Origin of the sequence: Ovoidimarina sediminis, from assembly GCF_032586175.1 — a bacterium.
Lineage (GTDB): Bacteria > Pseudomonadota > Alphaproteobacteria > Rhodobacterales > Rhodobacteraceae > Ovoidimarina > Ovoidimarina sediminis.
The window spans coordinates 1-26,518 of record NZ_JAWHTE010000031.1 but is presented as its reverse complement, the minus strand read 5'-3'; the positions used below and the strand labels follow the sequence as shown (position 1 = coordinate 26,518).

General features: G+C 67.5%; 28 protein-coding genes, 1 tRNA gene and 1 pseudogene. 5 read left to right on the top strand and 25 right to left on the bottom strand.

Going from position 1 to position 26,518, the window contains the following annotated elements; translation table 11 throughout:
* Positions 1-83 precede the first annotated feature (83 nt).
* A complete protein-coding gene (locus RXV90_RS22800) occupies positions 84-1,163 on the bottom strand; it encodes a zinc-binding dehydrogenase (RefSeq protein WP_316652183.1) in 1,080 nt (359 codons plus the stop codon).
* Positions 1,164-1,492: 329 nt separating this feature from the next.
* On the opposite strand from RXV90_RS22800, the gene RXV90_RS22795 reads away from it, so the two are divergent.
* Complete coding sequence (locus tag RXV90_RS22795; protein ID WP_316652181.1) at positions 1,493-1,771, top strand: hypothetical protein; 279 nt, start codon at positions 1,493-1,495, stop codon at positions 1,769-1,771.
* A gap of 21 nt (positions 1,772-1,792) precedes the next feature.
* On the opposite strand, the gene RXV90_RS22790 is transcribed toward RXV90_RS22795, so the two are convergent.
* From RXV90_RS22790 to RXV90_RS22750, 9 genes are all read right to left on the bottom strand, one after another.
* Entirely contained in the window at positions 1,793-3,013 is a 1,221-nt protein-coding gene (locus RXV90_RS22790; RefSeq protein WP_316652179.1) for a TCR/Tet family MFS transporter, read from the bottom strand.
* On the bottom strand, positions 3,013-4,353 hold the full coding sequence (locus tag RXV90_RS22785; protein WP_316652177.1) for a lyase family protein: 1,341 nt from the start codon (positions 4,351-4,353) through the stop codon (positions 3,013-3,015). Before RXV90_RS22785 ends, RXV90_RS22790 begins: the two co-directional genes overlap by 1 nt.
* Positions 4,353-5,183, bottom strand: coding sequence for a beta-keto acid cleavage family enzyme (locus RXV90_RS22780; RefSeq protein WP_316652175.1), 831 nt, complete (start codon positions 5,181-5,183; stop codon positions 4,353-4,355). The genes RXV90_RS22785 and RXV90_RS22780 overlap by 1 nt, the downstream gene beginning before the upstream one ends.
* Before the next feature lie 75 nt (positions 5,184-5,258).
* Positions 5,259-5,642, bottom strand: coding sequence for a 4-carboxymuconolactone decarboxylase (gene pcaC, locus RXV90_RS22775; protein WP_316652173.1), 384 nt, complete (start codon positions 5,640-5,642; stop codon positions 5,259-5,261).
* Complete coding sequence (pcaD, locus tag RXV90_RS22770) at positions 5,635-6,423, bottom strand: 3-oxoadipate enol-lactonase (RefSeq protein ID WP_316652171.1); 789 nt, start codon at positions 6,421-6,423, stop codon at positions 5,635-5,637. The genes pcaC and pcaD overlap by 8 nt, the downstream gene beginning before the upstream one ends.
* Entirely contained in the window at positions 6,420-7,586 is a 1,167-nt protein-coding gene (pobA, locus tag RXV90_RS22765; protein WP_316652169.1) for a 4-hydroxybenzoate 3-monooxygenase, read from the bottom strand. Before pobA ends, pcaD begins: the two co-directional genes overlap by 4 nt.
* A gap of 49 nt (positions 7,587-7,635) precedes the next feature.
* A complete protein-coding gene (locus RXV90_RS22760; RefSeq protein WP_316652168.1) occupies positions 7,636-8,610 on the bottom strand; it encodes a threonine ammonia-lyase in 975 nt (324 codons plus the stop codon).
* Positions 8,607-9,428 carry an alpha/beta fold hydrolase gene (locus RXV90_RS22755; RefSeq protein ID WP_316652166.1) on the bottom strand — a complete coding sequence of 274 codons (822 nt, stop codon included), beginning with the start codon at positions 9,426-9,428 and terminating at the stop codon, positions 8,607-8,609. Before RXV90_RS22755 ends, RXV90_RS22760 begins: the two co-directional genes overlap by 4 nt.
* On the bottom strand, positions 9,428-10,114 hold the full coding sequence (locus tag RXV90_RS22750; RefSeq protein WP_316652164.1) for a haloacid dehalogenase type II: 687 nt from the start codon (positions 10,112-10,114) through the stop codon (positions 9,428-9,430). Before RXV90_RS22750 ends, RXV90_RS22755 begins: the two co-directional genes overlap by 1 nt.
* 107 nt (positions 10,115-10,221) lie before the next feature.
* Between RXV90_RS22750 and RXV90_RS22745 the strand changes: the two genes are divergently transcribed.
* On the top strand, positions 10,222-10,650 hold the full coding sequence (locus tag RXV90_RS22745; protein WP_316652162.1) for an FKBP-type peptidyl-prolyl cis-trans isomerase: 429 nt from the start codon (positions 10,222-10,224) through the stop codon (positions 10,648-10,650).
* 9 nt (positions 10,651-10,659) lie between these two features.
* Here RXV90_RS22745 and RXV90_RS22740 read toward each other — a convergent pair whose 3' ends face one another.
* The 4 genes from RXV90_RS22740 to fabA all read right to left on the bottom strand — a co-directional run bounded on the left by RXV90_RS22740 (position 10,660) and on the right by fabA (position 14,321).
* Positions 10,660-11,661, bottom strand: coding sequence for a serine hydrolase domain-containing protein (locus RXV90_RS22740; protein ID WP_316652160.1), 1,002 nt, complete (start codon positions 11,659-11,661; stop codon positions 10,660-10,662).
* A 110-nt stretch (positions 11,662-11,771) separates the two neighbouring features.
* Positions 11,772-12,566, bottom strand: a complete 795-nt coding sequence (locus RXV90_RS22735) for an enoyl-ACP reductase FabI (RefSeq protein ID WP_316652158.1) — start codon at positions 12,564-12,566, stop codon at positions 11,772-11,774.
* A 4-nt stretch (positions 12,567-12,570) separates the two neighbouring features.
* The gene (fabB, locus tag RXV90_RS22730; RefSeq protein WP_316652155.1) at positions 12,571-13,788 is read right to left on the bottom strand and encodes a beta-ketoacyl-ACP synthase I; all 1,218 of its coding nucleotides are present in this window, start codon (positions 13,786-13,788) and stop codon (positions 12,571-12,573) included.
* A gap of 20 nt (positions 13,789-13,808) precedes the next feature.
* Complete coding sequence (gene fabA, locus RXV90_RS22725) at positions 13,809-14,321, bottom strand: bifunctional 3-hydroxydecanoyl-ACP dehydratase/trans-2-decenoyl-ACP isomerase (protein WP_316652153.1); 513 nt, start codon at positions 14,319-14,321, stop codon at positions 13,809-13,811.
* A 169-nt stretch (positions 14,322-14,490) separates the two neighbouring features.
* On the opposite strand from fabA, the gene irr reads away from it, so the two are divergent.
* The gene (irr, locus tag RXV90_RS22720) at positions 14,491-14,934 is read left to right on the top strand and encodes a Fur family transcriptional regulator Irr (RefSeq protein WP_316652151.1); all 444 of its coding nucleotides are present in this window, start codon (positions 14,491-14,493) and stop codon (positions 14,932-14,934) included.
* Here the strand turns inward: irr and RXV90_RS22715 are convergent.
* Together RXV90_RS22715 and RXV90_RS22710 are read right to left on the bottom strand one after the other, a co-directional pair.
* Entirely contained in the window at positions 14,931-15,113 is a 183-nt protein-coding gene (locus RXV90_RS22715) for a hypothetical protein (RefSeq protein WP_316652149.1), read from the bottom strand. The genes irr and RXV90_RS22715 overlap by 4 nt on opposite strands.
* 119 nt (positions 15,114-15,232) lie before the next feature.
* Positions 15,233-16,093, bottom strand: a complete 861-nt coding sequence (locus tag RXV90_RS22710) for a hypothetical protein (protein ID WP_316652147.1) — start codon at positions 16,091-16,093, stop codon at positions 15,233-15,235.
* 118 nt (positions 16,094-16,211) lie between these two features.
* Here RXV90_RS22710 and miaB point away from each other — a divergent pair, with 118 nt between their 5' ends.
* Positions 16,212-17,513 carry a tRNA (N6-isopentenyl adenosine(37)-C2)-methylthiotransferase MiaB gene (gene miaB / locus RXV90_RS22705; RefSeq protein WP_316652145.1) on the top strand — a complete coding sequence of 434 codons (1,302 nt, stop codon included), beginning with the start codon at positions 16,212-16,214 and terminating at the stop codon, positions 17,511-17,513.
* Between the two features lie 301 nt (positions 17,514-17,814).
* Here miaB and RXV90_RS22700 read toward each other — a convergent pair whose 3' ends face one another.
* The 7 genes from RXV90_RS22700 to RXV90_RS22670 form a co-directional block, all read right to left on the bottom strand.
* The gene (locus RXV90_RS22700) at positions 17,815-18,744 is read right to left on the bottom strand and encodes an AEC family transporter (protein ID WP_316652143.1); all 930 of its coding nucleotides are present in this window, start codon (positions 18,742-18,744) and stop codon (positions 17,815-17,817) included.
* Positions 18,745-19,554 carry an MBL fold metallo-hydrolase gene (locus RXV90_RS22695; RefSeq protein WP_316652141.1) on the bottom strand — a complete coding sequence of 270 codons (810 nt, stop codon included), beginning with the start codon at positions 19,552-19,554 and terminating at the stop codon, positions 18,745-18,747.
* The gene (locus RXV90_RS22690; protein ID WP_316652139.1) at positions 19,554-20,339 is read right to left on the bottom strand and encodes a TatD family hydrolase; all 786 of its coding nucleotides are present in this window, start codon (positions 20,337-20,339) and stop codon (positions 19,554-19,556) included. Before RXV90_RS22690 ends, RXV90_RS22695 begins: the two co-directional genes overlap by 1 nt.
* Before the next feature lie 8 nt (positions 20,340-20,347).
* Entirely contained in the window at positions 20,348-21,484 is a 1,137-nt protein-coding gene (locus tag RXV90_RS22685; RefSeq protein WP_316652137.1) for a DNA polymerase III subunit delta', read from the bottom strand.
* Positions 21,485-22,110: 626 nt separating this feature from the next.
* A complete protein-coding gene (gene tmk / locus RXV90_RS22680; protein WP_316652135.1) occupies positions 22,111-22,725 on the bottom strand; it encodes a dTMP kinase in 615 nt (204 codons plus the stop codon).
* Positions 22,726-22,732: 7 nt separating this feature from the next.
* Entirely contained in the window at positions 22,733-23,896 is a 1,164-nt protein-coding gene (locus RXV90_RS22675) for a D-alanyl-D-alanine carboxypeptidase family protein (protein ID WP_316652133.1), read from the bottom strand.
* A gap of 8 nt (positions 23,897-23,904) precedes the next feature.
* Positions 23,905-24,834 carry an SPOR domain-containing protein gene (locus RXV90_RS22670; RefSeq protein WP_316652132.1) on the bottom strand — a complete coding sequence of 310 codons (930 nt, stop codon included), beginning with the start codon at positions 24,832-24,834 and terminating at the stop codon, positions 23,905-23,907.
* 196 nt (positions 24,835-25,030) lie between these two features.
* On the opposite strand from RXV90_RS22670, the gene RXV90_RS22665 reads away from it, so the two are divergent.
* Positions 25,031-25,120, top strand: a tRNA-Ser gene (locus RXV90_RS22665).
* Between the two features lie 368 nt (positions 25,121-25,488).
* Here RXV90_RS22665 and RXV90_RS22660 read toward each other — a convergent pair.
* On the bottom strand, positions 25,489-26,157 hold the full coding sequence (locus tag RXV90_RS22660) for a hypothetical protein (protein ID WP_316652130.1): 669 nt from the start codon (positions 26,155-26,157) through the stop codon (positions 25,489-25,491).
* A 159-nt stretch (positions 26,158-26,316) separates the two neighbouring features.
* Positions 26,317-26,430: pseudogene (locus RXV90_RS25900) on the bottom strand (recombinase family protein); the annotation flags it as partial.
* Positions 26,431-26,518 lie beyond the last annotated feature (88 nt).

The following is a 26,518-nucleotide window of genomic DNA, read 5'->3' as shown; positions in this document are numbered from 1 at the left end:
CGGTTCGGGAACGGGCTTCGCCCATCAGCGGGAAAACCCGGCATGGAATCAAGGGCAATGCGCCGGCGCGGGCGCCCGCGGCCTCAGAACACGATCACGTTCCGGCGCGCCGCGCCCGCCTTCGTGTCGGCGAAGGCCTCGTTGATCTGGTCGAGCGTCCAGCGGTTCGAGACCAGCTCATCCAGCTTCAGCCGCCCCTGCCCGTAAAGATCCACGAGCCACGGAATATCCCGCGCGATGACGCTGTCGCCCATCTTCGAGCCGATCAGGCTCTGTCCCAGCGCGGCAAGGTTCACCGGCTCGTATTCCACGATCGCGCCGACGGCGGGCATACCCACCATGATCACCCGCCCCCCGGCGGCGAGGTAGTTGGGCGCCTCGGTAAAGGCCCTGACCGCGCCCACGGTCACGAAAACCGCATCGGCGCGCCGTCCGAGAAGCTCCTTCGCCGCCGTCCACGGTTCGGGTTTCGTCGCCAGCACCCCGTCGGTCGCTCCGAAGGCGCGCGCGTCCTCAAGCTTCGCCTCCGTCATGTCGACCGCCACGATCCGCCGCGCGCCCGCGATCCGCGCGCCCTGGATGGCGTTCAGCCCGACACCTCCGGCGCCGATCACCACCACGTCCTCGCCGGCGCGCAGCTTGGCGGCATTCACCGCGGCCCCGACGCCGGTGATGACACCGCAGGCCAGAAGGGCGGCGGCCTCGGCGGGCATCTCCTCGGGCACCGCAACCACCTGGCTCTGATCCACGACGATGCGCTCGGCGAAGGCCCCGATCTGCAGGGGCTCGGCAAGGGCCGCGCCGCTTGTATCCGTCATCGGCCCGGCCTCGGCACGCGGCCCCTCGCAGGCCACCGGCCGCCCCGCGCCGCAGCAGGCGCAATGCCCGCAGGCCTTGATCAGCGTCGCCACCACCCGCGCGCCCGGCGCAAGGCCCTGAACGCCTGGCCCCGCCGCGCTCACCCGCCCCACCGCCTCGTGGCCATAGACGGCAGGAAGAACGCCGCCCCAGATCCCCTCGGCATAGGAGATATCGGAATGACAGATCGCGACCGCCTCCAGCGTCACTTCCACCTCGCCCTGGGCGGGTGGGCGCAGCGTAACCTCTTCCACCGACAGCGGCTCTCCGAAAGCGCGGCAGATTGCGGCGCGGATGGTCGTCATGGGGGATCTCCTGTCAGCCTTTCGCCGGACGGTGCCCATGCCCAGAGCCGGGCCGCCCGCCAGAAAGCGACAAATTCTGGCAAGGCAGCGCTCTGGGCGCAGACGGCCAGTCCCGGGCGTCGCCGGCAAGGGCAGGGCCAGACCGCAGCCCTGCGAAACTGACGGTATCCGGAATGGCAGTGTGCGTGCCCCAAGGCGCCGCGGACTGATCCGGATCAACCATCGGGACGGTCGGAGTGATACCGTCCGGGTCGATCTCATACCGGCGCATGTAGGGAGGTCTCGACGTCATCAAGGCGCAAACCTTCCGGAAATAGGAGGAGCAGGACGTGGCTGACTACATCGACTATCTCGAACAACAGCTCAACATCGTCGACCAGGGCATCGCGCGCACCAGGCGGCATTTCGAAACCTCGGATGTCTCCGGCAAGGTCGCGGCGCTGGCGGATCTCAGGCAACTCGAGTCGCGGCGCGATGCGCTGACCTCGCGGATCGCCGAGGCGAAGGAAATGGGGGCCGACCAGTGGTCTGATTTCCACGTGAGTTTGAAGGAAGAGGCAGACGCGCTCAGGGATACGATCGAATCCTGGCTGACACGGCTCGGCTAACGCCCCGCTTTCACCACCTCGTCACACCCTGTCCGCCCGCTCCGCCGGGGCCTGCCCCGCGAACACAACCGCGCAGACCCCCATCAACAGCATGGACAGAAGGAACGGCGCGCCGGGCAGGTAAACGGGCATCCCCCCGCCCGTAAACGCAAAGAAGATCCACGTCATCGCGAGCGGCGACAGGATCAGCGCCAGCGATGTGGCCGATGTCAGCACCCCTTGCAACTCGCCCTGCGCGTCGTCCGCCACCCGTCGCGACAGCATCCCCTGCAGGGCGGGCGTCACCACCGCCCCGATCGCGGTCAATGGCGTCAAAATCAGCGCCAGCGTGCCGTTCGCCACCGGCGCGAGCGCGAGGAAGGCGCAGGCGTTGAACCCGATCCCGAAGGTCACCGTCGCCCGGTCGCCGAACCGCTTCAGGATCAGCCGGATCAACCCGCCCTGCACAACGGCCATCGCGATCCCGAAGGATCCAAGCGACAGGCCGATCATTGCGGGATCCCAGCCGAACCGGGCCTCTGTGAAATAGGCCCAGACGGCGGGATAGACCATGAACGCAACCTGGTAGAGGAAGAACAGCAGGATCAGCCGTCCGATTCCCGGCATCCGGTTCAGCGCGGCGAAGGAGCCGAAGGGATTGGCCCGCGACCACTGAAACCGCCGGCGCGTGGCGCCGGTCACCGTCTCGGGCAGAACGAAGAAGCCAAGCGTGAAGTTGAGCGCGGCAAGCCCGGCAGCGGCATAGAACGGCGCGCGCGTCCCAAGTTCGCCCAGCGCCCCGCCGATCAGCGGCCCGATCACGAACCCGATCCCGAAGGCCGCACCGATCAGCCCGAACCGCCCCGCCTTTTCCTCGGGTTTCGAGATATCGGCGATATAGGCATATCCTACCGCGCTCGTGGCCGAGGCGATGCCCGCCACGATCCGGCCCGCCAGCAGAAGCCAGATCGTTCCCGCCACCGCCATCACCAGGTAATCGGCGGCCATCACCGCCAGCGACACAAGAAGCACAAGCCGCCGCCCGAACCTGTCCGACAGGCTGCCCAGCATCGGCGCGCAGGCGAATTGCATCACCGCGAAAACGCTGGTCAGGATCCCGCCCCAGACGGCGGCCTCGCCCAGCGTGCCTCCGTCGACCTCCTGTATCAGGGCGGGCATGACCGGGATGATCAGGCCGATCCCCATCGCGTCGATCATCAGGGTAAGAAGGATGACGGTCAGGGGCAGACGCTGCTCCCGCATCAGCCCTCCGGGGCTTTGAGCGCGGCCGCCGCCGCCGCGAAACCCCGGGCCTCTGCCGGGGCCTGGCCCAGCGCGGCGCGCGCGTCGAACAGATCTGCCGGCAGGTCGGGATGCGCCACCCCCGCAACCTCTTCAAGGCTCCGCCCGCTGTCCCGCGCCTCCGCGGCCAGCGCCTTCGCCTCAGCCTGCGCCTCGGGGCGCGCCATGTGGGCGGTCAGTGCGAAACTCAGCGCCTCGGCAAAGACGGCCCCGCCGGTCGCGTCGAGGTTCCGCGCCATCGCGCCCGGCACCGGCGCGATCCCCGGCACCATCTCTCCGGCGGTGGTCAGCCCGCGCCCCAGCGCCACGGCGATCTGCGGCAGGGTCAGCCATTCGGTCATCCAGGCCGCCCCGTCGCGCTGCTGACGGTGCAGAGCGGCGCCTTGAAGCGCGGCGTTCAGCCCGATCGACAGCCGCGCCAGCGCCGACAGCACCGACGGCGCCACCGGGTTCGCCTTCTGCGGCATGGTCGACGAGGCGCCAGTGCCCTTCAGCGCAACCTCCCCGATCCCGCTTTGTGTTAGAAGGATCAGATCCTCCCCCATCTTGCCCAGCGCGCCCAGAACCCCGGTGGCCCAGCCCCCGAAGCCCGCAACCGTATCCCGCGTCGTGTGCCAGCTTGCACCCGGATCCTTCAGCTTCAGCGCCCGGGCCAGCGTCGCGCGCACCTCGGGGCCCTTGTCGCCCAGAACCGAAAGCGTGCCTGCCGCGCCCGACAGGCTCACATGCAGAAGATCCTCGCGCACCACCGTCAGTTTCGCGTGATATCCCAGAAGCGGCGCGCCCCAACTGGCCACCAGGGCCCCGAAACTCGTGGGCACCGCCGCCTGCCCATAGGTGCGCCCCGTCATCGGCAGGTCGGCATGCGCCCCGGCCAGATCGCCCAGCGCCCGGATCACGGCCACCAGCCGCATCTCCGCGATCGCCAGCACCTGACGCAGCCGCAGGACAAGGGCGGTGTCCATGATATCCTGGCTCGTCGCGCCCCAATGGATGTATTGCGCGTGCTCGGGCGCGTTCATCGCCGCGCGGAACGCGGCGACCAGCGCGGGCACCGGCACCGCGTTCGCGCCCGTCGCCGCCGACAGCCCGGCGGGATCGATCTGCACCTCGTGGCTCGCCCGCTTGATCGCCGCCGCGCTCGTCTCGGGGATGATCCCCGCGGCCCCCTGCGCCTCCGCCAGCGCGCCGAGCACGAGAAGCATCGCCCGCACCTCCGCACTGTCGCCGAACAGATGCGCGACACCAGGGTCGCCCATCAGATCGGCATAAAGCGCGCTGTCGAGCGGCGTGGCCGGCATCAGGCGGCCCTGAGCCCGAGGATCTGCCGCGCCTCGGCGGGGCTCGCCACGGGGCGCTCGTATTTCTCGCAAAGCGCCACGGTCCGCGCGACCAGCGCGGCGTTCGACGGCGCGAGCGTGTCGCGATCCAGCCGGATGTTGTCTTCCAGCCCGGTCCGGCAATGCCCGCCCGTGGTGATGCACCACTCGTTCACGGTGATCTGCGCCGGGCCCACGCCCGCGGCGCACCACTCCGCATCTGGCGCGATCCGTGCGAGCGTCTCGCGGAAGAAATCGAAACTCGGCCGGTCCGCCGGCATCGCGTTCTTCACCCCCATCACGAACTGCACGTAAAGCGGGCCCTTCAGCCGCCCGTCGCCCGCAAGCTTCACGGCCTGGAAGATGTGGCTCAGGTCGAAGGCCTCGATCTCGGGCTTCACGTCGTAGCGGATCATCTCCGAGGCCAGCCAGTCCACCAGATCGGGCGGGTTCTCGTAGACCCTTGTGGGAAAGTTGTTCGATCCCACCGACAGCGAGGCCATGTCGGGCCTGAGCGGCAGCATCCCGCCCCGGGCCTGCCCCGCGCCCGATCGTCCGCCTGTCGACAGCTGCACGATCATGCCGGGGCAATGGGCCTCGATCCCTTCCTTCAAGCGGGCGAAGCGTTCGGGGTCCGAGGTCGGCGTGCCATCGTCCATCCGCACGTGGCAATGGGCGATCGACGCCCCAGCCTCGAAGGCCGCGTGGGTCGATTCCACCTGTTCCGCGACGGTGATCGGCACGGCGGGGTTGTCGGATTTCTGCGGCACCGAACCGGTGATCGCGACACAGATGATGCAGGGTTTCGTCATGGGCCTTCCTTCGTTTTCAGGCAGATTAGCGGGCCGCCCGGCGAAGCGCCACGCCCCGAAGGCAACGGCACGCCATCACCCGTCGCCGTCTTCCATCTCGGCATAGGTCGCTTTCGCGATCGCCAGCGCCCGGTTCGCGCGCGGCACGCCTGCATAGATCGCCACGTGCTGAAACGCCTCCAGCACATCCTGTTTCGTGGCCCCGGTCCGCGCGGTGGCGCGGATATGCATGGGGATCTCCTCGAAATTCCCCAGCGCCGCCAGAAGCGCCAGCGTCAGCATGGAACGCTCCCGGTCGCTGATCCGGTCAGAGGCCCAGACGGTGCCCCAGGCCGCTTCCGTGATAAGGCCCTGAAACGCCTCGTCGAATTCGGTCTTGGCGGCCTCCGCCCGGTCGACATGCGCGTCGCCCAGAACCTTCCGGCGCACCGCCATGCCGCGTTCATACCGCTCAGACATGGCCCACCTCCTTCAGAAATCCCGTCAGCGCCTCGGCATACGCGTCCGGCGTCTCGACGCAGGGCAGATGCCCCGCCCCCCGGATCAGGTGAAACCGCGAACCCGGGATCAGATCCACCGTTTCCCGCACCAGATCGGGCGGGGTGGAGCCATCCTCGCTTCCCGCGATCGCCAGCGTCGGCAGCCTGAGGCCCGAGGTCGGTTCCATCAGATCCGTCCCCGCGATCGCCGCAGAACAGCCCATGTACCCTTCCGCGGGCTGACGTTCGAGCATGTGGCGCCAGGCGATCAGCTCCTCGCCCGCGCGGAACGGCTTCGAAAACCAGCGCTCCAGAATGGCGTCCGACAGGGCGGCGATCCCGCCCGCGCGCACCGCGTCGATCCGGTCCTGCCACATATCCGCGGTGCCGATCTTCGCGGCGGTGTTCGAGATCACCATCGCCCGCACCAGATCCATCCGCTTCACCGCCAGGCCCTGCGCGATCATCCCCCCGATCGACAGGCCCACGAAAACGGCCCCCGTGACGTCGAGATGATCCATCAGCCGCTCGGCATCGGTGACAAGCGTGCCCATCTTGTAAGGCGCGGGCGGGCAGGCCGACAGGCCATGGCCCCGCTTGTCATAGCGGATCAGGCGCAGCCCCTCGGGCAGACGCGCCACCACCTCGTCCCAAAGCCTGAGATCCGTGCCAAGCGAATTGGCAAACACCACCGGAGCGCCGCCCGGATCCCCGTCCTCGCGATAGTGAAGGTCGATTCCGTCAAGCCGTGCGATCTTCAATAGGGCAGCCCCACATATTGCTCGGCCAGCACGCGCTGGGCGCTGTCCGACTGTTCCAGATAGGAGATCTCGGTCTCCTGCATGCGCTGATCGTACCCGGTTTGCTCGGGAAAGCGATGCATCGTCATCGTGAAAGACCACGAAAACCGCATCGCGTTCCACACGCGCGCCAGCGCCCGGTCGGAATAGCCGCGCACCGCGCCCGCATAGCCGCCGTATTCCGCCTCCAGCGCCTTCCACAGGTAATGCACGTCGCCCACCGCAAGGTTCAGCCCCTTCGCCCCGGTGGGCGGTACGATATGGGCCGCGTCACCGACAAGGAACAGGCGGCCCCACTGCATCGGCTCGGCCACGAAGGAACGCAACGGCGCCACCGATTTCTCCACCGACGGGCCCGTCACCATCCCGTCCGCGATATCGGGGGGCAGGCGGCGCCGCAGCTCGTCCCAGAACGCCTCATCGCTCCAGTTCTCCGCTTTTTCGTCAAGCGGCACCTGGATGTAATAGCGGCTGAGGCTGGGGTTCCGCATCGAACACAGCGCAAAGCCGCGCTCGTGGTTGGCATAAAGGATTTCCTTTGTCGCCGGCGGTGTCTCCGACAGGACGCCCAGCCAGCCGAAAGGATAGACCCGTTCGTATTCCTTCAGCACGCTGGCGGGCATGCTCTTCCGGCTCACCCCGTGAAACCCGTCGCAGCCCGCGACAAAGTCGCAGTCGATCCGGTGCTCCGTCCCGTTCCGCCGGTAGGTCACGTAAGGCGCGTCGCGGTCCAGATCATGAAGCGTCACGCCTTCGGCCCGGTCGATCACCACGCCTCCCATCGCATCCCGCGCGGCATAAAGATCGGCGGTAATCTCGGTCTGGCCATACACCATCACGCGCTTGCCGGTGAAAGCCTCCAGGTCGATCCGGAAGCCCCGGTTCCGGGCGGCAAGCTCGATCCCGGTATGCGGATCGCCATCCCTGTCCATCCGCGCGCCCACGCCCGCGGCGCGCAGCGTCTCGACCGATCCCCATTCCAGAACGCCCGCCCGGATCCGGCCCAGCACATACTCCCGCGACTGGCGTTCCAGCACCACCGTGTCGACGCCCGACCGGTGCAGAAGCTGCGACAGAAGAAGCCCCGATGGCCCCCCGCCGATGATACAGACTTGCGTGCGCATGGCTGTCCTCCCTGGCAGGACAACCTAGCAAGATAATTGTCAGCGTCAATTAACCTGGCGACCCGCCGAGGGCCCGGATATAAAGATCCCGGTCCACGTTCCCGCCGCTCGCCACCGCGATCACGGCCTCGCCTTCGACCGCGTCGGGATGGAACAGCGCCGCCGCCAGCGCCACGGCGCCGCCCGGTTCCAGCACGATCCTCAGCCGCTCGAAGGCCGCCGCCATCGCGCGCATCGCCTCGTCGTCCGATACCGCCAGCCCGGGCCCCGCCAGCCGCGACAGGATCGGGAAGGTCAGTTCCCCCGGCTCCGGCGTCAGGATCGCGTCGCAGATCGAGCCCTGCGCGGCCGCGTTCCCCACGATCCGCCCGGCATCAAGCGACCGGGCCACGTCGTCTAACCCCTCGGGCTCCACCGTCCTGACCCTGAGGCCCGGCGCCTCGGCCTCGCAGGCCATGGCGATCCCCGACGACAGCCCGCCGCCTCCGCAGCAGACCAGAACATCCGCCACCTCCACGCCCGCTTCACGCGCCTGCCGCGCGATCTCAAGCCCCGTCGTGCCTTGCCCGGCGATCACCTCGGGCTCGTCATAGGGCTTGATCAGCGTCAGCCCCCGCTCTTCCGCAAGCCGCCGCCCGATCTCTTCGCGCGACTCGCGTGCCCGGTCATAACTCACCACCTCCGCGCCCAGCGCGCGGGTATTCTCCACCTTGATCGCGGGGGCGTCCGACGGCATCACGATCACCGCGGGCAGGCGGAACTCGGCCGCCGCGCGCGCCACCCCCTGCGCGTGGTTCCCCGACGAAAACGCCAGAACCCCCGTCACATCGCCCCTTGCGACCAGGGCCGAAACGGCCGACCGCCCGCCGCGATACTTGAACGATCCTGTGTGCTGCAGGCATTCGGCCTTCACCAGAACCCGCCGCCCCGCGATCTCGTCGAGGAAGGGCGACGACAAAAGCGGCGTCTCCCGCACATGCCCCCGAAGCCGCTCCGCCGCGGCCCGGATCATCCCGATGTTCATCCCAGTGCCTCCACCCAAGCCCGGATCGCCGCCACCGCCTCGGGCTCGTCCAGAAACGGCACATGCCCGCGCCCCGGCACTTCCACGGCGATCATGTCGGGCCGCCGCGCCTGCATCTCGGCGAAGGTCTCGGGCGCCAGAAGATCGGAATTCGCGCCCCGGATCGCCGCCACCGGCAGGCCCGCCAGCGCATCGAACAGGGGCCAGAGATCGGGCGCCGGCGCCGCCATCATCGCCAGAACCGCCTCCCTCAGCCGCGGGTCGTAGTTGATCTGAAGCCCGCCGTCCGTCTCGCGGTAATGCTTCCGCACCTCCACGTCCCACCGGCCCTCCGGCACATCGGCGAACCCCGCCAGAAGCGTCGCGCGCATCGCCGCCGCTTCGGCGAAGGTCCTCTCCTTCGGATTGAGGCCCACGTAGTTCCGGATCACTTCAAGCCCCTGAGGCGCGATCACCGGCCCGATATCATTGAGGCAAAGCCCCGCCAGCCGATCCTTCGCGGTGGCCGCCAGCAGCATCCCGATCAGCCCGCCCCGCGACGTCCCGAGGATCGCCGCCTGCGCGAGCCCCAGATGATCGAGAAGCGCTATGGCATCCGCCGCCTCCTGCGGCACCGTGTAGCTCGCGGGATCCGCCCAGTCCGAGTTGCCGCGCCCCCGGTAATCCATCCGGATCACCCGGCAGCCGTCGAGATGCGGCATCACGTAGTCGAAATCGGTGGCGTTCCGGGTCAGTCCGGCCAGGCACAAGACCGGCGTGCCCGCGCCCTCGTCGAGATAGTGAAGCCCGGTACCGTCGGGCGCGGTAAATGTCGGCATCAGAGGCGGCTCACAAGGTCAGGGATCGTTTCAAGGGTGTCGAGCACGGTTTCGGGCCGTCCCGGCAGGCGGTCCATCGGTTCGCCCGCCCGGTTCACCCAGACGGTGCGAAACCCGTAGGCCGCGGCCCCCGCCGCATCCCAGCCGTTCGACGAGACGAACAGAACCTCGCCCGGTTCGGTGCCGAACCGCGTGCCCACCATGTCATAGACCCGCCGGTCGGGCTTGAAGATGCCCACATCCTCCACCGACAGGATGGCATCGAGGCTCTCGGCCACCCCGGCCGAACGTACCGCGCCCTCCAGCATCGCGGGCGAGCCATTGGACAGGATCGCCGTCTCGCACCCGGCATCCTTCAGCGCGGCCAGCATGGCGGGCACCTCGGGATAGGCCGCAAGCTCCCAGTAAAGCGCCAGAAGCCGCTCCCGAACCTCCGCCCCTTCAAGGCCCACGGCCTCCATCGCCCAGTCGAGCCCGTCCTGCGTCACCTGCCAAAAATCCACGTGATCGCCAGTGATGGCCCTGAGCCAGGTGTACTGAAGCTGCTTTGCCCGCCAATGCGCCGCGAGCGCCTGCCAGTGGCGGGCCAGCGCTTCCTGGCCGGGTTCCTTCGCCGCCTGTCGCGCAGCCGCCGCCACGTCGAAAAGCGTGCCATAGGCATCGAACACCGCAACTCTGATCGCCATCGTGCCCCTCCCGAATGCCCGCGCACCCTTGCACAGCGCCCCCGGGTTTAAAACCCGGGCCATGGCTGTTAGGGTCGCCCCGAACTCACCCCGAAACCGGAGATATCATGACCGACGCCAAAACCGGCGATACTGTTCGCATTCACTACACCGGCACCCTCGAAGACGGCACGCCCTTCGATTCGTCCGAAGGCCGTGACCCGCTCGAATTCACGATCGGCTCGGGGCAAATCATCCCCGGCCTCGACGCGGCCCTGCCGGGCATGTCGGTGGGCGAACAGAAGACGGTGACGATCCCGCCGGAACAGGCCTACGGCCACCCGAACCCCGACGCCCGCCAGAGCATCCCGCGCGAGGGTATCCCCGCCGACATTCCGCTCGAACCCGGCACCCGGCTGCAGATGAGCACGCCCGACGGCCGCAACATCCCGGTCGTGGTGGTCGAAACCGGCGAAACGGAGGTGCTTCTCGACGCGAACCACCCGCTTGCGGGCAAGGATCTGACCTTCGCCTTCGAACTCGTCGAAATCGTCTGAGGGCCGGGCCTAGAGGCGCGCGGCCGCCTCGGGCAGAACGGCCTCTTTCAACAGCGCATGCAGCGCGCCCGCGTACCCGCGCGAGCGCGCTGGCCTCAGGGGGTCCGACGTGATCGCCACAGTCAGCTGAAGCTCCGGCACGGCATAGATCATCTGTCCGCCATAGCCCCGGCCATAGGCCACGCGCACCCCGTCGGGCGTCATCAGGAACCAGCCGTAGCCATAATCGTGGCCCGAAAAGGCCGATCGCGTCCGAGGCGTCAGCGCGGCCTCGACCCAGTCCCGGCTGACCACCTCGCGGCCCTCCCAGACCCCGCCTTGCCGGATCATGTCGCCGAACCGCCAAAGCGCTTCGGGCGTCAGCGCCATCTCGTTGCCACCCATGTAGCGGCCCTGCGGATCGCGCGTCCATGCCGGGATCTCGATGCCCAGAGGGGCGCCCAGCCAGTCGCGCGCGAGGCCAAGAAGGCTCGTCCCCGTCACCTCAGACAGCACCGCACCCATCACGTGGTAGCTGCCGGTGGAATAGAGCATCCGCGCCCCCGGCTCCGCCACGAAGGGGCGCGACAGGGCATCGGCCACCCAGTTCCGGCTCGACACCCAGCCACCGTAATTCGCCCCCGATGTGCGTTCGAGCCCGGCCTGCATGGTCAGAAGATCGGCCACCCGGATCTCCGCCACCCTTGGGTCCGCGTTCCGCGGGATGATCCCCGGCGCCACCGAGCCCAGCGGTGCTGCGACCCCGGGCAGCGCGCCCTTGTCGATCGCGATGCCGGTCAGCGTGGCCACGATGCTTTTCGACACCGATTTCACGTTCGCCGGCCGCCCCAGCGCGGGGCCTCGGATCGCCTCCGCCCTGAGGATCGCGCCCTTCTGCCCGATCACCAGCGCGTGAAGCTGGTCAAGTTCCGCCGCCCGCCCGAAGGCGTCCGCGAACGCGCCAGCCTGAGCGTGCGACAGAAATGGCGCGGCCAGCGCGCCCGCGACGAATGTTCTGCGTTTCATGCCCATACCCGCGATATAGGGGCCGGCCCCCGCCCTGGCGAGGCCCTCTTCATTTTGGCAGAAATACTCCGGGGGGCCTCGCGGTACGCGAGGCGGGGGCAGCGCCCCCTCCGCCGTCAGAGGTTTTCGAGCCGGGGCATCCCCATCACGTTATAGCCGCCGTCGACCATCACGACCTGCCCCGTCGTGCAGGCCCCGCCGTCCGAGGCCAGCCACACCGCCGTGCCCCCGATCGCCTCGAGCGTCGCGTTGGCCTGCATCGGTGCGTTCGCCTCGGAATGCTTGTAGGTCCGCCGTGCGCCGCCGATCGCCGAACCTGCGAGCGTCTTCATCGGGCCGGGGCTGATCGCGTTCACGCGGATGCCCTCGGGCCCCATGTCGTTCGCGAGATAACGCACCGCCGTCTCCAGCCCCGCCTTCGCCACGCCCATCACGTTGTAGCAGGGGAAAACCCGCGACGAGCCCTCGAAGGTCAGCGTCATCATCGTCCCGCCATCGGGCATCATCGCCGAGGCGCGGCGCGCCACGTCGATGAAGGAATAGCAGGAAATCAGCATCGACTGGGAAAAATTCGCCCGGCTCGTGTCCCGGAACCGAAAATCCGAGGCCAGCTCCGCCTTGTCGGCGAAGGCGATGGCGTGAACGAGGAAATCGAGCTTGTCCCAGCGTCCCGCCAGAAGCTCAAAACCCCTGTCCATCGAGGCTTCGTCTGTCACGTCGAGGTCGATCAGGATGTCCGACCCGACCGAGGCCGCCAAGGGTTCCACCCGCCGCCCGAAGGCCTCGCCCTGATAACTGAAGGCAAGCGCCGCGCCCTGATCCGCCATGGCTTTCGCGATGCCCCAGGCGATCGACCGTTCGTTCGCCACGCCCATGACAAGCCCGCGCTTGCCGTCGAGAAGCCCCGCCACGGCCCTAGTCCGCCTTGCTCATGACAAGGGTCGCATTGGTGCCGCCGAAACCGAAGCTGTTCGACAGCACCGTCTCCAACTCCGCCTCGCGCATTTCAGTCGCGATCTCTTCGGGCCTGAGCGCCGGGTCAAGCTCGGTCACGTTGATCGAGGGCGCGATGAAGCCGTGTTCCATCATCAGAAGGCAATAGATCGCCTCGTGTACGCCTGTGGCGCCCAGTGAGTGCCCGGTCATCGATTTCGTCGAACTGATCGGCGCGTGCTCCTCGCCGAAGACGCGGCGGATCGCCTCAACCTCGATCACGTCGCCCACGGGCGTCGAGGTGCCGTGCGCGTTGATGTATCCCACGGGCCGGTTGCCTGCGGTGGCCATCGCCTGCCGCATCGACCGTTCGCCGCCCTCTCCCGATGGCGCCACCATGTCATAGCCGTCCGAGGTCGCGCCGTAGCCCGTGATTTCGGCATAGATCTTCGCGCCCCGCGCCTTCGCGTGCTCGTACTCTTCCAGCACGACCATGCCGCCGCCGCCGCCGATCACGAAGCCGTCGCGCGTGGCGTCGAAGGCGCGGGCCGCCGTCTGGGGCGCGTCGTTGTATTTCGAGCTCATCGCCCCCATCGCGTCGAACAGGCACGAAAGCGTCCAGTCCACCTCTTCCCCGCCGCCGGCAAAGACAATGTCCTGCTTGCCCATCTGGATCAGTTCAGCCCCGTTTCCGATGCAATGGGCCGAGGTCGAACAGGCCGAGGTGATCGAATAGTTCACGCCCTTGATTTTGAAGGGCGTCGCCAGGCAGGCCGATACGGTCGACGACATGCCGCGGGTCACCATGAACGGCCCCATCCGCTTGGGCGCGCCCTTTTCGATCACGATGTTGTGGGCGGCAAACAGGTTCGACGTCGACGGCCCGCCGGAGCCTGCGACGATGCCCGTGCGCTCGTTCGAGATGTCGCTGTCTTCCAGCCCGCTATCGGCAATCGCCTGTTCCATCGCGATATAGGCATAGGCCGCGGTCGGGCCCATGAACCGAAGCTGCCGCTTGTCGATATTCTCTTCGAGATTGATCTGGGGGATCCCGGCCACCTGGCTGCGGAACCCGTGCTCGGCATAGTTCTCTTCGAACCTTATGCCCGAACGGCCCGCTTTCAGGCTTTCGGTCACTTCCGCGGCAGAATTGCCGATGGGCGAGACGATCCCCAGCCCGGTGATGACGACACGACGCATGGGCCGGTCTCCTTCTCTTGTCAGGCGGCGTCGGTGGCCAGCCCGACCTTCATGTCCTTGACGGCGTAGATCTGTTCCCCGTCCGCGAAGACCTTACCATCGGCGACGCCCATTTTGAGGCGCCGGTCGATCACGCGGGTGAAATCCACATGATAGGTCACCAGCTTGCGGTCCGGCCGCACCATGCCCTGAAGCTTGACCTCGCCCACGCCGAGCGCAAAGCCCTGGCCCTGCCAGCCGCGCCAGCCGAGGTTGAAGCCGGTCAGCTGCCACAGGCCGTCAAGGCCAAGGCAGCCCGGCATGACCGGGTTTCCGGGGAAGTGGCACTCGAAAAACCAGAGGTCCGGCGTGATGTCGAACTCTGCCACTACGTGGCCCTTGCCATGCTCGCCGCGATCGGCCGAGATGTCGGTGATCCGGTCCATCATCAGCATCGGCGGCATCGGAAGCTGCGCATTGCCGGGGCCGAACAGTTCGCCTTTCGCGCACCGGATCAGATCTTCCTTTTCGAACCGGGTCGGGAAATCGCTCATTCTCAGCCTTTCTCAGCCTTTCCTGCGCCCTTCTCAGGCAGGGCCCTCTGGCAGGCACCTCTAGCACCGGCCAAGCCGCATTCGCAAGGGCGCGGGGGCTTTGCCACACGCGGCTCATGTCGTCATGTTTTCATTTGAAAAACCGTGGTCAGCGCACCATTATATAGCCGTGAACAACCGGAGACGGGTTTTGCGGCCGAACGAAGCACAGCTGAAACGCGGAGCCGACTGGCTCTTGCAGGCGGGTCTCAGACCGACGCGGCAGCGCGTGTCGCTTGCCGCGCTTCTGGTCGGCGATGGGCAAAACCGGCATGTCACCGCCGAAAGCCTGTTCGAAGCCAGCCGCTCGACCGATGACAAGGTGTCGCTTGCGACCGTCTACAACACGCTCAGGGCGTTCTGCGATGCGGGGCTTATGCGGGAAGTTCTGGTCGACGGATCGCGCAGCTATTTCGATACGCGGATCGACGATCACCCTCACTTCTTCTGGGAGGATGAGGGGAAGCTGACCGATGCGCCTGCCGAAGACCTTGAAATCACACGGCTTCCCGACGCCCCGGAGGGCGCCGAGATTGCCAGTGTGGATGTGGTGATCCGTCTCCGGCGCGGTTAGCCCGGATAGATCACACCACCGATGCAGTAATCCTTGCCGGTCACGAAGATCGTGTTGCACTTGCCGGCGCCGCCGTGGGGCGACATCACCGTGGCGTCGCTGGTTGCACCGCCGGCGCCGCCGGCGGAAGCGGCGGTGGCGATCAGGGTGGCCGCGACGGCGGACAGAAGAATGCGCATAAGGGTCGTCCTCTCAGATCTCATACGCGCCTGACCATACAGAAGAATCCGGCATTTCAAGTGCGGTTATTTCGCAACACCCACGGGCCGTGCGTTTTGCGCAACGCAGGCCCGTCAGGTCAGAACCACTGACCAGGTTCCATCAGCCCCAGATCCATCAATTGCCGCCCGCTCCATTCGAAGGGGCGGGAGTTGTGCCAGCGGAAGGTGTCGATCTCGAACATCGAGCCCGCATTGCTGCGCAGGGCCTTCGCGGTGCGGAACGAACAGACCGCTGCGGTGAGGTTGTGGTGCCAGGGGCAGGCGTAGGTGTTGTATTCTTCATCCGAGAAAGTGAAATCTTCCCGAAGCCTCAGCCCGGGCTTCGACCGGAAGAGCGAGATCCGGTCGATCTTGCGCTTTTCGCGGGGCACGAATTCTTCGTATCGCCAGCGAAGCCCGCCGAAGAAATCAAGCTGCCGGTCCATCACCTGGCCGCCCCGGTCGCGGGCCAGCGCGTAATATCCCGTGCGGTCGAGATGGGCCGATTCGAGCGAGACGGCATTGGGATGCTGGCCCAGATCTTCGGCATAAAGATCAACCACATAGGTCAGCATCGCATCCCGCCGCTCTTCGGCGTGGAAGGTCAGCATCTCGCCCACCGTGCGGGTGTCGGAGAAGGGGTAGAACAGGTATTCGGCGTTGTAGCAGTAGTAGAACCAGATCCCGGGTGCGGCGTCGTTCAGGCGGTTCACCACCTGCTGCATGGCGTTTTCGCCCGCCGTGTTGAAGGGGATCCGGCGGATCGACTTTTCAAGCTTTTCGGGCAGGTGCAATTCGTGCGGGGCGAAGAGCAGGATCTCGCGGAACCCCGCGAACTGGTGGTGGCGGATCGTGGTGTCGACCTCGACGAGATCCTCGGCAAGGATCACCGCGAGCGGGCCCTTGCGCAGCGCATCCTGGCCCTTCTTCAGGAAATGTTCGAAATCGTTGTAGCGCATGGGCCTGCCCGACTGCCCGTCTTGCGGTGAGTTTCCCCGATAAGGCGCGTCCGTGCAACCGTTGCGGTGGACGCGCCGCCCGTGTAGAGGAGCGGGCTGAACCCCGAGGAACCCGGACGTGGCGAAGAAGCTTTTTATCAAGACCTACGGCTGTCAGATGAACGTCTATGACAGCGAGCGCATGGCCGAGGCCCTGGGCGGCGAGGGTTATGAGACGACCGCGACGCCCGAAGACGCGGACATGATCCTGCTGAACACCTGCCACATCCGCGAGAAGGCGGCGGAGAAGGTGTATTCCGAACTGGGCCGGTTCCGGGGACTGAAGGCGGAAAAGCCCGACCTCAAGATCGGCGTCGCGGGCTGCGTGGCGCAGGCGGAGGGCGAAGAGATCATCCGGCGTCAGCCGCTTGTCGATCTGGTGGTGGGCCCGCAAAGCTATCACCGTTTGCCCGAGCTTGAGCGGAAGGCCCGCGCGGGCGCCCGCGCGCTCGACACGGATTTCCCCGAAGAGGACAAGTTCACGCGCCTCGCCCGCCGCCCCAAAGCGCCACGCGGCCCGACCGCGTTTCTGACGGTTCAGGAAGGGTGTGACAAGTTTTGTTCTTTTTGTGTGGTGCCTTACACGCGGGGATCAGAAGTATCGCGTCCGGCTGAACAGATCCTGAACGAGGCGCGCGATCTGGTGGAGCGGGGCGTCAGGGAAATCACGCTTCTGGGGCAGAACGTGAATGCCTATCACGGCCACGAGGGGGGCCTCGCCGGGCTCATTTGGGCGCTGGCCGAGATCGGCGATCTGAAGCGGATCCGGTTCACGACGAGCCACCCGAACGACATGGACGACGCGCTGATCGAGGCCCATGGCGCTTGCGAAAAACTGATGCCTTACCTGCACTTGCCGGTGCAGGCCGGGTCCGACCGGATCCTGAAGGCGATGAACCGAAAGCACACCGCGGAAAGCTATATCCGGCTGATCGGGCGGCTTCGGGCGGCGCGGCCCGACCTTCTTCTGTCGGGGGATTTCATCGTGGGCTTTCCGGGCGAAACGGAGGCCGATTTCGCCGAGACGCTGGCGCTTGTCGAAGAGGTGGGGTTCGGGCAATCCTACAGCTTCAAGTATTCGCCCCGCCCTGGCACCCCGGCGGCGGAGCGCGACCAGGTGGGTGAGGCCGAAAAAGACGAGCGTTTGCAACGCCTTCAGGTGCTTCTGACGCGCCAGCAGCGCGACGCGCAGGAGGCGATGGTGGGCCGCGAGGTGAGCGTTCTGTTCGAGAAACCGGGCCGTCTTCCGGGCCAGATGGGCGGGAAATCGGAATATCTGCACGCCGTGCACGTGCATGCCCCCGAGGCCGCGAAGGGCGATATTCGTAAAGTCCGCGTGACCGAGGCGGCCGCCAATTCGCTGGGCGGCGTGCTCGTCTGAGCCGGAGCACAGGGCGTACACCCGGCGTACACTGCGCGTACACCGAATCGGCATCTTTCGCCCGAAAACGCGCGGTTTCGCCCCGAAATGCCCCGGAATTTAGTGTCGAGTCGCTACTACCCGGGGTCTGCGCCCCGGGGATAGTAGCGACTCGCTATCAGTTTCGGGGGGCCGTTCGGGGGATAGTGTCGTATCGCTACTATCCCGCCCGGGGGCGTCTCCGGGGCTCCGCCCCGCCTCCCTCCGGTCGGCCCCCCGGGAGTATTTCTGCCAAAATGAAGAGGCGGGTTCTGCCCTTGCGTCAGGGCAGGACGAGGAGCCAGAGCCAGATCGTCAGGATCGAGATCGCCGTGGCGATGAGGACGGTGGTGGCCGCGACGCGCTTTCCGACACCGTACATGTTCGCGAAGACATAGCCGTTGACGCCGGGGGCCATGGTGGAGGTGAGGACGGCGGAGCGGAACGCCTCGGTCGGAAGCCCCGTGGCCTTGCCCATGGACCAGACGATGGCGGGCGTGACCGCAAGCGCCACCACCGTCATGTAAAGCACGATCCTCAGATCGCCCTCGGGCCGGTAGGCGACGAGGACGCCGCCCAGCCCGAAGAGCGCGGCCGGGAGTGCGGCGCGGGAAACGAGCCCCGCCGCATCCCAGACGATGCCGGGGAGCGGCAGGCCGGTGAGGTTGACGAAGAACCCCGCCGCGATGCCGATCAGGAGCGCGTTGCGGAACATCGCGCGCAGGACGCGGGCGGCCATGTCGCGGGGGCGGCCGCCGCGGTTCCTCACGATTTCCATCACCGTCATGCCGAGCCCGTAGCACCAGGGCGCGTTGAGCGCGATGATCGCGTAATTGCCTGCAAGCGCGGCCTCGCCATAGGCGCGTTCGGTGATCGGGAGGCCGAGGAGCACCGCATTCGAGAAGAGGCCGAGAAAGCCGATCGCCACGCTGTCTTCCCAGGGCCGCCCGAAGATCAGCCGCGCGCCGAAGAGGCCGAGAAGGAAGCCCGCCGTGGCGCCGGTGTAATAGCTGAGAAGGAGGCGGGCGTCGAAATGCTGGCCGAGATCGAGGGTGGCGATGGCCATGAAGAGAAGGACGGGGATGGCGAAGTTCTGGGTGAACTTCATCAGCGCCTCGACCCCTTCGGTGCTGAACCAGCCACGCCAGACGGCGAGGTAGCCGAAGCCGATCACGAGAAAGACGGGAAGGATGACCTCGAGCAGCGCCTGCATTCAGGTGACGTTCGCGGGAAGCGTGAGGCGCATCATGTCGTAGGCGGGTTCGATGTGGCCGGGGGTTTCGGCGCGGACCGTTTCGTAATCGAGATCGATGTGCATGTTCGTCAGGACGCCGCGTTTCGGGGCGGCGCGGGCGATCCACTCAAGCGTTTGTTCGAGATGGGAATGCGTGGGGTGGGGCGTGCGGCGAAGCGCGTCGACGATCCAGATATCCAGGCCATTGAGCGGCCCGTCCCAGGCCGTATCGGGAATGGCCGCGACATCGGGCAGGTAGGCCAGCGTGCCGATGCGGAAGCCGAGCGCGTCGATGGCGCCGTGATCGACCTCGAACGGATCGAGCGTGACCGGCCCGCCCGCGCCGTCGATCGTCACCGGCCCGTCGATCGTGTGCATGTCGAGGATCGGGGGGTAGGGCGAGCCCTCGGGCTGGACGAAGGCATAGCCGAACTTGGCGTAGAGCGCTTCCTGCGTCGGCCCGTCGGCCCAGACGGGAAGGCGCGCGCGCATGTTGAAGACGATCATCCTGAGATCGTCGATGCCGTGGACGTGATCGGCATGGGCGTGGGTGTAGACGACCGCGTCGAGGGTGCCGACGCCGGCCTCGAGCAGCTGGGCGCGGAGATCGGGGGAGGTGTCTATGAGGACGCGGGTGGTGCCCTCCGGCCCGTCGCGTTCGACGAGAAGCGAGCAGCGGCGGCGGGTGTTCTTCGGGTTATCGGGGTCGCAATCGCCCCAGAGCCCGCCCAGGCGCGGCACGCCGCCCGAGGAGCCGCAGCCGAGGATGGTGAAGCGCATCTCGCTCATCAGGCGGCCTTCACGAAGAGGCGGTTGAAGTTCGCCTCGGTCTGTGCCGCGAAATCGGCGTAGTCGAGGCCGAAGACTTCGGCGCCGACGCGGGCGGTGTGGGCGGTGTAGGCCGGTTCGTTGCGTTTGCCGCGCTTCGGGGGCGGGGCGAGATAGGGGCTGTCGGTTTCGACGAGGATGCGGTCGACCGGCGCAGCGGCGAAGATATCGCGCAGCTCCTGGCTTTTGGGGAAGGCGGCGATGCCGGACATCGAGAGGTAGAAGCCCAGGCCGAGCGCGGCCTCTGCCAGGGCGCGGCCCGAGGAGAAGCAGTGCATCACGCAGGTATAGGGGCCTGCGGCGTGTTCTTCCGACAGAATGCGGGCCATGTCGTCATCGGCGTCGCGGGCGTGGATGACGAGCGGCAGGCCGGTCTGGCGGGCGGCCTCGATATGGATCGCCAGGCTTTCCTGCTGGGTCGCCTTCGTTTCGGCGGTGTAGTGATAATCGAGCCCGGTTTCGCCGATGCCGACGCATTTGGGATGGCGGGCGATTTCGGTGAGTTGATCGACGGTTGCCATGGGTTCGTCGCCCGCCGACATCGGGTGGGTGCCGGCGGCGTAGAAGACCGGCGCGTGGGCTTCGGCGATGGCGCGGACCTGCGGTTCGAGGCGGAGGCGCGTGCAGATCGTGACCATGCGGTGCACGCCCGCCTCGGCCGCGCGTTCGATGAGCGCGGCGTGTTCCCCGTCGAAATCGGGGAAGTCGAGGTGACAGTGGCTGTCGGTGATGGCCGGGGTCGTCATCGCGTGCCCTAGTGGCGGGCCGTGATCGCCGCCGCGGTTTCGTTGATCTTCAGCACCATATCGAGGATGAGGCTGGAGGGGTCAAGGTTCACCGCGAGGCCGTGCTGAGCGCGGTCGGCCAGCGTCTGTTGCAGGGCGGCCCATTGGCGGGCGGCCCGGGGATCGGGCGAGAGGCGGGCGAGATGGGCGGCCTCGCCCGGGGCGGCCTCGGCATTCGGAGGGGCGCCGGCGCCGGTGCGGGCGAGGCGGGCGAGGTAGAGATCGATCAGGCGGAGGATCAGGTCGCGCCGGGCCTCGCGCCCGCGCTGGGCGGCGTCTTCGGCGAGCTTGATGGCGGCGGGGCGATCCATCAAGGGCGCATCGGCGAAGAGGGTGAGGAGGCGGGCGTAGAGGGCGGGGCCGTCTTCCGTGGTGAGCTGGATCGCGGTGCCGGGGGCGCCGCCGGCAAGCTCGGCGAGGATTTCGGGTGGGGCGTCGGTGGCGATGCCCGTCTGGTCGAGGACGCGGGCGATATCGCCGGGGGCGAGTTCGGTGAGGCGGAGTTCGCGGCAGCGGGAGCGGATAGTGGGCAGGAGGCGGGCCGGGCGGTGGCAGACGAGGAGGAGGGTGGCGCGGGCCGGGGGTTCCTCGAGGAGTTTCAGGAGCGCGTTGGCGGCGTTCACGTTCATCTGGTCGGCGGCGTCGACGATGACGACGCGGCGGCCGCCATCGGCAGCGGAGAGGCCGAAGAACGCGTTGAGCTTGCGGGTGTCTTCGACCGTGATCTCGGATCTGAGGCGCTTGGCCTTCTCGTCCCATTGCGGGCGGAGGAGCATGAGGCGGGGCTCCGAAAGCGCGGCGACGCGGCGGGCGATGGGGTGTTCGGGATCGATGTCGAGGGATGCGGGGGCGGGGGGCGTGTCGCCGAAGAGGCCGCCGTCGTCTTCGGGCGGTTCAGCGAGGAGGAAGCGGGCGATGCGCCAGGCCAGCGTCGCCTTGCCGGTGCCGCGGGGGCCGGTGATAAGCCAGGCGTGATGCAGGCGGCCGGTGGCATGGGCGTCGAGAAAGGCGGCCTCGGCGGCGGCATGGCCGATCAGCGCGGGCGCCTCGCGGGGGTGTGGGACGCCGGGGAGGCGATCAGCTTCGGGGAGGGGCGCGTCTGTCATGGGGCTGGTGTACACGGGTGGATCGGCGGGGTCACGGGGGGATGGGCGATGTGTGCGGGGCGTGGGGGCGCGGCTTGGGGCCCCGCCGCCCGGAATCGAGGCCCGGAGGGCCGCCGGGCAGGGCCCGACCGCCCCAACGAGCGGGCCCTCCTGCAGCGTTGCGAGCCGTGGAACGCTTCTTCGGGATTGAGACATAAAGTGCGCCGTGGCGGGGATGGTGGGCCCACCCGCGGTCGGTCCCTGCCCGGCTTGGTCAGGACGGGGATGGCGTGGATCCCGGGAGCCTGGGGGCGGGGCGCACATGCGTTAGGGCCCCGCCTTGCTCGGTCAGGATGGAATAGGGGAGGGCGTGTGTCGTGGGAGCCTGTTTCGTGGCGGGGCGCCACTTGCCCGGAACAAAGGCCCGGAGGGCCGCCGGGCAGGGCCCGACCGCCCCCCGGGCGGGCCCTCCTGCAACGGTGCAAGCCGTGGAACTGTTGCGCGGGATTGAGGGATAAAGCGCGCCGTGGCGGGGGTGGTGGGCCCACCCGCGGTCGGGCCCTGCCCGGCTTGGTCAGGACGGGACCGGGAAAGGCATGTGTCGCGGGAGCCTGTCTTGTGGCGGGGATCTCTTGCCCGGCGCGTCGTCAGGGATCGAGCCGCGCCGTCACCGCCTTTGCCACATCGGCCGCCACCGCCTCTTCCGTGCGCATCCCGTCGATCACCACGAACCGTTCGGCATGGGCGCGGGCCAGCGCGAGGAAGCCGTCGCGGAGTTTCACCTGGAAGGCCTGGCCGAATTCCTCGAACCGGTCTTCGCCCGAGTTGCGGGAGAGGCCGCGGGTGAGGGCCACGCCGGGATCCATGTCGATCAGGATCGTCAGATCGGGTTCGCGCCCGATCATCAGGCTGTGCAGCCGATCCACCTTTTCCGCCAGGTCGCCCCGGACCGCGCCCTGATAGACGCGGGTGGAATCGGCGAAACGGTCGGACACGACGATGCGCCCCGCCGCGAGCGCCGGTTCGATCGTGCGTTCGAGATGGTCGCGGCGCGCGGCGGTGAAGAGCAGAAGCTCGGTTTCCGGCGACCAGCGGTCGGGATCGCCCTCGACCAGAAGGCGGCGGATCTCTTCCGCCCCCGGCGAGCCGCCCGGCTCGCGGGTCAGGCAGACATCGCGGCCCGTGTGTTCGAGATGCGCGGCCAGCCGCCGGGCCTGGGTCGATTTCCCGGACCCGTCGATGCCTTCGAAGGTGATGAACACCGCCGGCCTAGCGCAGCGCCTGCGCTTCGCTCAGCGCCTTGTCGAAGAGGATCGCCGCCGCCGAGCGCACCCGGGGCAGGAAGCCGCCGCGTTCCACCGCGCGGTCGGCCACGAGGGGGATGCGCGCATCGGGCAGATCCTCGCGCGTGACGACGAGTTCGGCGATTTCCTGGCCCTCGGCGATGGGCGCCTCGATCGGGCCGCGATAGCTGACCGTGACGGAGCTGGGCGCCTGGGTGTTGGCCGACAGAAGCAGCGTGACGTCTTCGGCGGGCACGAGGCCGACCTGGCTGATCTCGCCCATCCAGACCTCGGCATCGGTGATGACCGTGCCGGCCTCGAGAAGCGGCTTTTCGACGAACTGGCGGAAGGCCCAGTTGACGACGGCGATCGATTCCTCGCGCCGTTCGGTGGTGGAATCGAGCCCGGTGACGACGAACACGACGCGGCGGGTGCCCTGCTTGGCCGAGCCGACGAGGCCGTATCCCGCCTCTTCGGTATGGCCCGTCTTCAGCCCGTCCGCGCCGATGCCCGCGCCGAGGATCGGGTTGCGGTTGAACCGGTTGGCCGGCGAGCGTTCCTTGTAGTCGTATTCTTCCTGGGCGAAGTAGCCGTAATATTCGGGGAATTCCTCGATCAGGTGGGTGGCGAGAATGCCCAGATCGCGGGTGCTCATCCGGTGGTTGGCGTTGGGCCAGCCCGAGGCGTTGGTGAAGGTGGAATTCATCATGCCGAGCGTGGGGGCCATTTCGTTCATCTCGCGGGCGAAGGCGTCTTCGGAGCCCGCGAGGTTTTCGGCCACCACCACGGTGGCGTCGTTGCCCGAGGAGACGACGATGCCCTGGATCAGATCCTCCACCGTCGGCTTGTCGAGTTCGTTGAGGAACATCGTGGAGCCGCCCATCGCCTTGGCGCGGGAGGAGACGGTGAATTCCTCGTCCAGCGTCACGCGCCCGTCGCGAAGCGCGTCGAACAGCATGTAGAGCGTCATCAGCTTCGACATCGAGGCGGGCGGCAGGGGCTGATCGGCATCCTTTTCGTAAAGCACCGTGCCGGTGGTGACATCGTAGACATAGGCCGCGCGGGCGCGGGTTTCGAAGGCCTGGGCCAGCGCCGGCACGAGAAGCGCGGCGAGGGCGAGGGCGGCGGAAAGCGAAAATCGGGTGAGCATGGGGGGCCTCAATTGGTCACGGCATAGGCGTCGGAATAGCCGAGCTCGCGCAGGCGGCTCAGCATTTCGCGGCGTTCCTGGCGGCTGGTCACCGGGCCGACGACGACGCGCCAGATGGTGCGTGCCTCGCTTTGCCGTTCGCGGATGCCCGAGGCGATGCCCGCCTCGCTGAGCGCGGCGGCGACGTTGCGGGCGTTTTCCTCGACGCTGAAGATGCCGATCTGGATGTAGGGTTTGGTGAGGTTCTGGACGGGCGCCGGAGCGGGCTCTTCCACCGCGGCGGTTTCGGCGGCTTCGGACCCGCCGTCTTCGGCCTCGGCCGCGGCGATGGCGGCGGCGGCGGTGGCGACGGGATCGAGTGTGCTGGCCTCGATGGCGCCTTCGGCCTCGGCCTCGGGCGCGCTTTCGGCGGCCTCGATCGCCGCGCCGGTGCCTTCGGTGGTTTCATCGGAAATCGTGGGTTCGGGCACGGGAAGGGGGATTTCCACGGTTTCGCGGCGGAGCGCCACCACGTTCAGCATGGTGGGCTGGCCCGGGATCAGGCCAAGCTGGCGCGCGGCGTCGGCGGAGACCTGGATGGGCGGGCCGGGCAGATCGCGTTCGCGCCGGAAGAGGGCGATTTCGACGGTGGTGCCGTTTTCCTCGTTGGTGACGCGGACGCGTTCGGGGGTGCCGGCATTGGCATGCGCCACCCAGGCACCGCCGAGGGACGGTCGGCCATCCCAGAGCCCGGTGTCGTTGACGGCGAAGACATCGGGCGCCTCGACTTCCTGTTCGACGATGCGAACGGGCGCGCCGTCGGCGCCTTCGCCGATCACGCCGGGTTCGGTGCTGGACGTGCCGGAGCCGTTCAGCCCCTGTAACCCCTCTTCGCAGCCCGCGAGCGCGGTCGCGCCGAGAACGAGTGCGATAACTCCTAGACGCATGGTGCCTGCCATCGGTGCCCCTTTGCCCCCGCGCTTGCCGCGCGCGGTAACTTGCCCTGCTCACTGGCGCCTCGGGGGCGCCTTGGGCGGGAGTTTACCGTTTCAGGCCCGCCATGGGAAGCGGGGGGTTCGGGGCGTCGGCGGAAATGCAACGCCCCGAGCGGCGGCCTTGACGCGGGGCCCGGTTTCCTCAATGACAGCCGGTGCCGGAGAGGTGGCAGAGTGGTCGATTGCGGCGGTCTTGAAAACCGTTGACCGTGAGAGCGGTCCCAGGGTTCGAATCCCTGTCTCTCCGCCACAGACCTAACGTATTGATATTGAACGGAAAAGCGCCGGATTTCTGACCAATTTTTCCGCGCCTTACGCGTTTGCCGCCAGCACAGAGACTCATGGACGAGACCGTTTCGCGCGAGAACCCGCGATGGGTCTCTGTCGGCCACATCTGCGGGTTCGGTTTTGACCGGATTTTCCCTGCTAGCAGGGAATTAACAGGGAAAAATCACCCGATTTGCGATATTCCGGCAATTTTGGCCAAGATAACGTTAGCCAATTCAGGGACTTAGATGTGTTTTCCCTGCTCGCTCGAGCAGGGAAAGAGCAGGGAATTCCGTCGCCTGAACAGGGAATGGGTTACCGGCCAGCAGGATCCCTCGTCGAAGGGTCCCGTCAGACCCCGAAGATCCGCTCCTGCTCCTGCCAGTCGAGCGAGATTGGAAGCTTCAAAAGGCGGCGCAATGTCAGCTCCGGTGGAAGCGTGCCGTCACGCATGGCGACCTGGATCTTGGGGGACAGGAAGGCGAGGGAACCGCGGGTTCGGATGAAAGCATCGTGATGCCCGGCAGCACGGGCAACCTCGGAGATGGGCGTCCCGGTCCGGAGCGCTGCCGCCCAGCGATGCGCATCGGTGAGGGTCCGCAAGAGCACCGGGTCGGGTCCGGGCCTTGTGGTTCCGACGACCAGCTTTGCCTCGACACCGCGGCGGCGCAGTCGGATCGGTGTTGAGAACGCGAGGATGCCGGACGCGAGATCCCCGGGCGGGAGCTTCAGCGCTTCGGTCAGAACTGCCGGATCGAGTTCGAGTTTGATCTCCCGGGGCGCAAGGATGCCGCGGGCCAGAAGCCGGCGAAGCATGTCGGGCTCGTGCTTCCAGAGTGCGCTCGCGAATGCTCTGGCAGACTGGGCGTGATCTGGGTCCGACCTCAGATCCGGTGTCGCCAGGAGCCGATGCTCGACCGCTGCCCGATCGATGTGATCGGCAATGGCGCCGGCGATGAGCGTCTCGAGTTTGCGGCCGGGCAGGCGCCAGCCTGTGGGATCGGAGCCTCCCGTGATCAACCGGTTCGAGACGTAGTAGCGATGACGCTTGCCCGCCTTGAGGCTGTGGGTGGGCGTGAGCCGATCGCCGGTCTCATCCCGAAGCTTGCCTGTGAGCGGCGCAATCTCTGCATCTGAGGAGCGTCCTCGCTTCCGCCTCGAGGCAGCTTGAAGCCTCTCCTGTACGCGGGTCCAGAGATCCTCGTTGATGATGGCGGGATGCCGTCCGGGCCAGCTCTTGTCCTTGTGCCGGATCTGGCCGCGATAGACCGGGTTGGTGAGGATCTTGTAGATCTGCCCGGTCGGAGATGCCCGCCACCCTGTTCCCGGCCCGAGCTGAACCTATGCTGCTTCGAACGAAGCCCCGCCTCCGAAGCCGCGC

Bases quoted from the DNA above. Each gene is read 5' to 3' on its own strand.
- RXV90_RS22710 (WP_316652147.1), bottom strand. From the start codon at position 16,093: ATGCGCTACAACGATTTCGAACATTTCCTGAAGAAGGGCCAGGATGCG.
- pcaC (WP_316652173.1), bottom strand. From the start codon at position 5,642: ATGTCTGAGCGGTATGAACGCGGCATGGCGGTGCGCCGGAAGGTTCTG.
- RXV90_RS22760 (WP_316652168.1), bottom strand. From the start codon at position 8,610: ATGAACATCGGGATGATCCGGGCCGCGGCGGAGCGGCTTCGGGGGCAT.
- RXV90_RS22670 (WP_316652132.1), bottom strand. From the start codon at position 24,834: ATGGCAGGCACCATGCGTCTAGGAGTTATCGCACTCGTTCTCGGCGCG.
- fabA (WP_316652153.1), bottom strand. From the start codon at position 14,321: ATGAGCGATTTCCCGACCCGGTTCGAAAAGGAAGATCTGATCCGGTGC.
- RXV90_RS22750 (WP_316652164.1), bottom strand. From the start codon at position 10,114: ATGGCGATCAGAGTTGCGGTGTTCGATGCCTATGGCACGCTTTTCGAC.
- RXV90_RS22740 (WP_316652160.1), bottom strand. From the start codon at position 11,661: ATGGGCATGAAACGCAGAACATTCGTCGCGGGCGCGCTGGCCGCGCCA.
- RXV90_RS22695 (WP_316652141.1), bottom strand. From the start codon at position 19,554: ATGAGCGAGATGCGCTTCACCATCCTCGGCTGCGGCTCCTCGGGCGGC.
- RXV90_RS22790 (WP_316652179.1), bottom strand. From the start codon at position 3,013: ATGCGGGAGCAGCGTCTGCCCCTGACCGTCATCCTTCTTACCCTGATG.
- RXV90_RS22780 (WP_316652175.1), bottom strand. From the start codon at position 5,183: ATGACGAAACCCTGCATCATCTGTGTCGCGATCACCGGTTCGGTGCCG.
- RXV90_RS22715 (WP_316652149.1), bottom strand. From the start codon at position 15,113: ATGCGCATTCTTCTGTCCGCCGTCGCGGCCACCCTGATCGCCACCGCC.
- pobA (WP_316652169.1), bottom strand. From the start codon at position 7,586: ATGCGCACGCAAGTCTGTATCATCGGCGGGGGGCCATCGGGGCTTCTT.
- RXV90_RS22785 (WP_316652177.1), bottom strand. From the start codon at position 4,353: ATGCCGGCCACGCCGCTCGACAGCGCGCTTTATGCCGATCTGATGGGC.
- RXV90_RS22675 (WP_316652133.1), bottom strand. From the start codon at position 23,896: ATGCTCACCCGATTTTCGCTTTCCGCCGCCCTCGCCCTCGCCGCGCTT.
- RXV90_RS22700 (WP_316652143.1), bottom strand. From the start codon at position 18,744: ATGCAGGCGCTGCTCGAGGTCATCCTTCCCGTCTTTCTCGTGATCGGC.
- RXV90_RS22690 (WP_316652139.1), bottom strand. From the start codon at position 20,339: ATGACGACCCCGGCCATCACCGACAGCCACTGTCACCTCGACTTCCCC.
- fabB (WP_316652155.1), bottom strand. From the start codon at position 13,788: ATGCGTCGTGTCGTCATCACCGGGCTGGGGATCGTCTCGCCCATCGGC.
- RXV90_RS22685 (WP_316652137.1), bottom strand. From the start codon at position 21,484: ATGACAGACGCGCCCCTCCCCGAAGCTGATCGCCTCCCCGGCGTCCCA.
- RXV90_RS22800 (WP_316652183.1), bottom strand. From the start codon at position 1,163: ATGACGACCATCCGCGCCGCAATCTGCCGCGCTTTCGGAGAGCCGCTG.
- RXV90_RS22745 (WP_316652162.1), top strand. From the start codon at position 10,222: ATGACCGACGCCAAAACCGGCGATACTGTTCGCATTCACTACACCGGC.
- RXV90_RS22755 (WP_316652166.1), bottom strand. From the start codon at position 9,428: ATGCCGACATTTACCGCGCCCGACGGTACCGGGCTTCACTATCTCGAC.